We start from the raw sequence: 6175 nt of genomic DNA on the forward strand, positions 1-6175 counted from the left end.
TTTTCTTCGATATTATTCTCCTAGGCGAGGGAGAAAATTTGTTGCAAAATTTGATGGAGGTTTAAAAAGAAGGAAGAAAAGCTTCTAGAAAGATGAAGCTGGAAGCACTTGCACAAATACCGGGTGTTTATGTACCTAGCCTGTATAAAATAGATTATCATTCTTGTGATGGTGGCGTCAAGTCGATTCAACCATCGTCGCAGGAAATTCCCGCCACAATTGAAAAGCAAACTTACCGAGGCAATACTCTCTCAGCTTCAACCGTGGTAACAGAAAAAGCTGCCTGGGAAAATATATACATGGTGGAAGTGGTAAGAAGTTGCCCAGAAATGTGCCGCTTTTGTTTAGCAAGTTATCTCACTTTGCCTTTTAGAACAGCAAGTCTTGAAGATTCATTAATTCCAGCAATTGAAAAAGGTCTATCAGTCACGAATAGATTAGGCTTGTTGGGGGCTTCAGTGACTCAGCATCCAGAATTTGAAACGTTACTGAATTTTATCAATCAGCCAAAGTATGACGATGTACGTCTTAGCATTGCCTCGGTTCGGACAAATACAGTTACCGTGGAGTTGGCAAGAACTTTGGCAACTCGAGATACGCGATCGCTCACTATTGCCATAGAAAGCGGTTCGCCACAATTACGGCAAATTATTAACAAAAAATTACACAACGATGAAATCATCCAAGCCGCAATCAACGCAAAAGCTGGCGGATTATCTGGTTTGAAGCTCTACGGGATGGTGGGAATACCTGGTGAGGAACAGGATGATTTAGAACAAACTGTTAAGATGATGCTTGAGATCAAAAAAGCAGCTCCTGGTTTACGCTTAACACTAGGTTGTAGTACCTTTGTACCAAAGGCACACACGCCATTTCAATGGTTTGGGGTAAATCGTCAAGCAGAAAAACGTTTACAATTTCTACAAAAACAACTCAAGCCGCAAGGAATAGATTTTCGCCCAGAAAGTTACAATTGGTCAATAATTCAAGCGCTATTGTCCAGAGGCGATCGCAGACTATCCGAGCTTTTAGAACTTACCCGTAACTTCGGAGACTCACTGGGTAGCTACAAACGTGCTTTTAAACAACTCAAAGGACAAATCCCTGATTTAGATTTCTACGTACATGCTAATTGGTCAACAGAGGATTTATTACCTTGGAGCCATTTACAAGGGCCTTTGCCTCAGTCTACATTACTAAAACACTTAACTGATGCTAGAAGTTACAAAAAATAGGTTGTAGGGTGTAGGACGTAGGGTGTGGGGTGTAGGGTGTGGGTTAAGATTAAGCTTTGTTAGTAAAATAATAAAACTATGGTATTGGTTATTGTGGTGAGACTCAGATAACAATACATAAATTTAAGTTACTAATGTTACCTTTAATTGATTCTCTGAACCCCTGGTTATTTGGGATAGGGCTAAACACAGTGTTATTAGCTGTAGTTTGGATTGCTCCCAAAAAGTTGCTGACTCCATCGGGAATATTTCACGCTTGGCTACTGGGAGTACTCATTTGGGGAACTCTTGGTTGGCAGGGATATGTAATAGTCGGGTTCTATTTCCTGGTTGGTTCCTATGCAACACGTATTGGTATGGCAAAAAAGGAAGCACAAGGAATAGCAGAAAAACGTTCTGGTGCCAGGGGACCAGAAAATGTTTGGGGTTCTGCATTAACGGCGGCGCTGTGTGCTTTAGGAGTAGGGATAATAGATGGGGGACTGTTCTCGGAAGCTGAAACTGGGTTTATACGTTCCTTACTTTTGTTAGGTTATGTTGCAAGTTTCTCCACCAAACTGTCTGATACTTGTGCTAGTGAAGTTGGTAAAGCTTATGGTAAAACAACATATCTGATTACCACTCTTCAACCAGTACCACCAGGAACAGAAGGTGCGGTAAGCTTAGAAGGAACTTTTGCGGGTGTAGTGGCGTCCGTTGTGCAAGCACTTGTGGGTTGGGGAGTGGGTTTGATTGATGTTGTAGGTGTACTTTGGTGTGTGCTAGCAGCTTTTGTTGCTACCAATATAGAAAGTTTGATTGGCGCAACCCTACAATCTCGTTTTAGCTGGTTAACTAACGAAGTCGTCAATATTTTGAACACATTGATAGGTTCGCTTGTAGCAATAGTATTTGCTTTTTTATGGCTAAGTATAAACACTCATTTTTAATTTAATATAAAAAAAGCTAATTATGTTACTTTGCGGCGAATTCTAAATGGTATTTTAATTTTTGTTGTGTTCTACTAGTTAACAATGAGTTGCCACTTTACCTTAGAAGCGCATAGCATTGCAACAGCACTCTTGCTATCTCAAAAATGTTTATTTTGAGCAAGAGTTACATTTTTTTAGTTTTATTTACCTATTGATTCATGAAACCGTTAGCTTTTTTAACTGTTGATGACCAGACAATTTCTATTGAGCAAGCAGTAAAATATCTACAAGCCTCTGGAAAATTGCGACACTTCATCGGAGATATTCTCCGCCACTACGTAATTGAACAGGAATTGCTAACAAGAGAAGATATTGTTATTAATTCTGCTGTAACAGAACAGACAATTATTGATTTTCGTCTCAAAAATAAATTGACTGATCCAGAAAATTTTCAGGAGTGGTTAAAGAATAATGGCACAGATTATACTAGCTTTCATTCATCAATCGCTTTTAACTTCAAATTAGAAAAACTCAAAACAGTACTGACAGAAACAAAAATACAAGAATATTTTATTGAACGCAAAATTTTTCTTGATCGAGTGGTTCTCTCACGTATTATTGTTGACAATAAAGAGCTAGCTGAGGAACTTCAAGCCCAAATCGAAGAAGGAGCTAGCTTTGAACAACTAGCTAGAGAATATTCACTAGCAGAAGACAAAATTGTTAACGGTATGATGGGCCCTGTTAGCAGGGGAACAATGCCAGATATACTAAGAGCAGCTATTGATATGGCTACACCAGGAAAGTTGGTGGGACCAATTGAACTTGAAGAACGTTATGGATTGTTTCGTGTAGAACAATTTTTGTCAGCGTCGTTAGAAGATACTCAACTAAAGCAAGCACTACAAAATGAGTTGTTTGAGAAATGGCTAGCAGAGAAAATTCAAAAGCTGACGGTAAAACTGCAAGTGAACTAAAATCTCTGAAAGATGAATCTCCACAAATGAGGGTGCTAGCTTCCGTCCCTTGGAATGAACCACCACTGTGTTGGCTGAGTGCTGAACAAAAAAGCCAATTGCAAAATCATTCGGAAATACAAAATTTTCGTTTGGGAGAAAAAATTTGGTCTACACAAGCGGGTGGTTACCATTTCCTGATTATTTCTGGTAAAGTCCGTTTAAGAGAAGAGCACCTTGGTAAATCATTAGTATCTCTGGACGCAGGAGATTGGTTTGGTGATTTAAGCAAGCTTCCTGTGGAATGCAAGGCTGTAGCAGCTAGTAAACAAGTGGTAGTGGTACGCTGGAGTACGGCAGTGTGGGCAGAATGTTCTAACCCACAAATTGAGGAGTTTTGGCTAAGGACGCAAAATTCAGCACAAACAGATCCAGAAACAGAAGTAACGGGAAAAATGCAAGCAAATGCCCTTTCTTCTGGATTCCTCTCAATCCCCACTTCTGTAGAGTCAGTTTATCCCTTTGTTTACAGCTTGAACACAGGTGCTGCATGTTTAACAATGGTGGCACAACATTTAGACAATCCTGTTCAATTAGAATGGGCGAGTCGCCAGCTTAGAGGACAACGTCCAAAAAATGTTGTGGAAGCAGCAGAAAAGTTAGGATTAGTACTGCGCCATTTACAAGTCGGTTGGGGTGATTTACGACAATTGTCTTTCCCTGCCTTGTTGCTTTGGAATCAGGAAAATTCCTCCTCAAGTTGGGTGGTAGCATACGGGGTGAAGGGTAATAACCTGATTATTGCTAATCCCCTAAATCCAGATCAGATTTGCGAAAGCTTGCCCGAATCAGTAGTCGAGGCGTGTTGGGATGGACAGTTATGGCAAGTAGAACTGATTCAAAAGAGGGAAAGGTTTAATCTTAGTTGGTTTCTTCCAGCAGTTTGGAATTATCGAAGATTATTAATAGAAGTATTGCTCGCATCCTTTACATTACAGCTTTTAGGGTTAACCACGCCCTTGATCACGCAAGTCGTCATCGATAAAGTCATGGTGCAAGAGAGTTTACCAACTCTTGATGTGATGGCGATCGCACTGCTGTTTGTCTCACTCTTTGAAGCAATACTTGGCATCTTGCGATTATTTATCTTTACCCATACTGCTCGTCGCCTAGATCTAAGTTTATCAGCCCAGCTATTTCGTCACCTGATGCGTTTGCCTTTGGCTTATTTTGAGTCGCGGCGTGTAGGAGATACAGTAGCACGAGTTCAAGAACTCGAACAAATCCGTCAGTTTCTTACTGGTACAGCATTAACAGTAATTCTAGACAGTATTTTTGCTGTTGTGTACTTAGGGTTAATGTTCTACTACAATATACCGCTTACTTGGGTAGCGTTGGCAGTACTGCCGTTGTTCGCAGCTTTAACACTCTTCTCAACGCCAATTCTTCGTAACTGGCTTAATGAAACATTTAACCGTAGTGCTGATAGTCAATCGTTTCTTGTGGAAACGGTGACAGGAATTCACTCAGTGAAAGCCCATGCAGCAGAACCAGTAGCACGCGATCGCTGGGAAGGTTTGTTTGCTCGCTTCATCCGCACAGGTTTTAAAGCCTCCACCACTTCTAACATTAGTAGCAATATCGGTGATTTCTTCACTAATTTCTCCAGCTTGCTAATTCTCTGGTTTGGAGCCAGGTTAGTGATTGATCATAAGCTAACTGTTGGTCAGTTAGTTGCCTTTCAAATGCTATCAGGTAGAGTCACAGGACCACTTTTACGCCTAGTGCAACTCTGGCAAAACCTCCAACAGGTGCTGCTTTCAGTGGATCGAATCGGTGATATTCTCAACGTTGCTCCAGAAGCTGAACCCGGTACTGGCTTAGTTTTACCAGAACTGAAAGGTCAAATTACCTTCGAGCAAGTTTTTTTCCGCTACCAAGCTCATAATGAACTAGTTCTCAAAGGGATCTCTTTCACCGTACAACCAGGACAGTTTATCGGTATCGTCGGGCGTAGTGGTTCCGGTAAAAGCACTCTCTCTAAGCTTCTCCAACGTCTCTACCAAATCGAATCAGGACGCATCCTGATAGATGGCTTTGATATTAAAAGCGCTGATCTCGCGTCACTACGTCAGCAAATTGGTGTAGTTCTCCAAGAAGACTTCTTATTCAACGGTTCTATCCTAGAAAATATCACACTTGGTAATCCCGATATTAGTGCAGAGCAAGTTGTACAAGCTGCAAGATACGCTGTGGCTCATGATTTTATTAGTGAATTAGCCCACGGTTACGAAACCAATGTTGGCGAGCGTGGTACAGCACTATCCGGAGGGCAACGACAACGCATCGCCTTAGCACGATTATTTCTCTCCCAAGCACCGATTTTAGTTCTCGATGAAGCAACAAGTGCATTGGATAGTGAAACAGAACAGCAAGTACTACACAATTTGCAAAAAATATCCGCTAATCGTACCGTATTTCTCATCGCCCATCGTTTTGCTCCCCTCAAGCGTGCTGATTTAATCCTAGTTTTAGAAAGGGGTGTGATTGCTGAACACGGTACTCACGCAGAACTTTTGCAACAAAAGGGCTTATACTGGTCACTTTATCAACGCCAGCAATTAAATGTTTAAGAGGGCAATGGGCATGGGGGAGCCAGTGCGGTGGACGGGTTTCCCGGCATAAAGCATCTGGCGTCATGGGGCATTGGGATTTACAAGCATATAAACCTATCAGTTTTTCTCTTCTTTTGCTACTGTGCTTCCCATCAGGAACATCCCAAATCTGTAAATTTATTTTATTTTGTAGTGCGGGCATCCTGCCCGCTTTAGTCATAAAGTAGGGAGCAAGATGCTCCCACTACAGTCTTTCTGCAAAATTGGGATGCCCCATTCCCCATGCCCCATGCCCCATGCCCTATGCCCTATGCCCCATGCCCCATGCCCCATGCCCCATGCCCCATGCCCATTGTTTGAAAGGTATTATAATATTGGCTATGACTTGAGTAAAAGGCTGACTACGTGGTTCTTGGACGAAGATTAAAGGTAATAGAGCCACTAATCGTAAAACTGCG

General features: G+C 41.7%; 3 protein-coding genes and 1 pseudogene. All 4 read left to right on the forward strand.

Features of this window, described 5'->3' with window-relative positions; genetic code table 11:
- Positions 1 to 1235 (forward strand): annotated as a pseudogene (locus G4P69_RS34920) (B12-binding domain-containing radical SAM protein); the annotation flags it as partial.
- Between the two features lie 134 nt (positions 1236 to 1369).
- Positions 1370 to 2164 carry a TIGR00297 family protein gene (locus G4P69_RS34925; RefSeq protein WP_208343099.1) on the forward strand — a complete coding sequence of 265 codons (795 nt, stop codon included), beginning with the start codon at positions 1370 to 1372 and terminating at the stop codon, positions 2162 to 2164.
- Positions 2165 to 2364: 200 nt separating this feature from the next.
- A complete protein-coding gene (locus tag G4P69_RS34930; protein ID WP_208343101.1) occupies positions 2365 to 3123 on the forward strand; it encodes a peptidylprolyl isomerase in 759 nt (252 codons plus the stop codon).
- The gene (locus G4P69_RS34935) at positions 3072 to 5735 is read left to right on the forward strand and encodes a peptidase domain-containing ABC transporter (protein WP_208343102.1); all 2664 of its coding nucleotides are present in this window, start codon (positions 3072 to 3074) and stop codon (positions 5733 to 5735) included. Before G4P69_RS34930 ends, G4P69_RS34935 begins: the two co-directional genes overlap by 52 nt.
- The last annotated feature ends 440 nt before the right edge of the window (positions 5736 to 6175 follow it).

Origin of the sequence: Aetokthonos hydrillicola CCALA 1050 (assembly GCF_017591665.1) — a bacterium.
GTDB lineage: Bacteria > Cyanobacteriota > Cyanobacteriia > Cyanobacteriales > Nostocaceae > Aetokthonos > Aetokthonos hydrillicola.

Excerpts from the sequence above, each read along its gene's own strand:
- G4P69_RS34935 (WP_208343102.1), top strand. The coding sequence starts at position 3,072 with ATGGCTAGCAGAGAAAATTCAAAAGCTGACGGTAAAACTGCAAGTGAA.
- G4P69_RS34930 (WP_208343101.1), top strand. The coding sequence starts at position 2,365 with ATGAAACCGTTAGCTTTTTTAACTGTTGATGACCAGACAATTTCTATT.
- G4P69_RS34925 (WP_208343099.1), top strand. The coding sequence starts at position 1,370 with ATGTTACCTTTAATTGATTCTCTGAACCCCTGGTTATTTGGGATAGGG.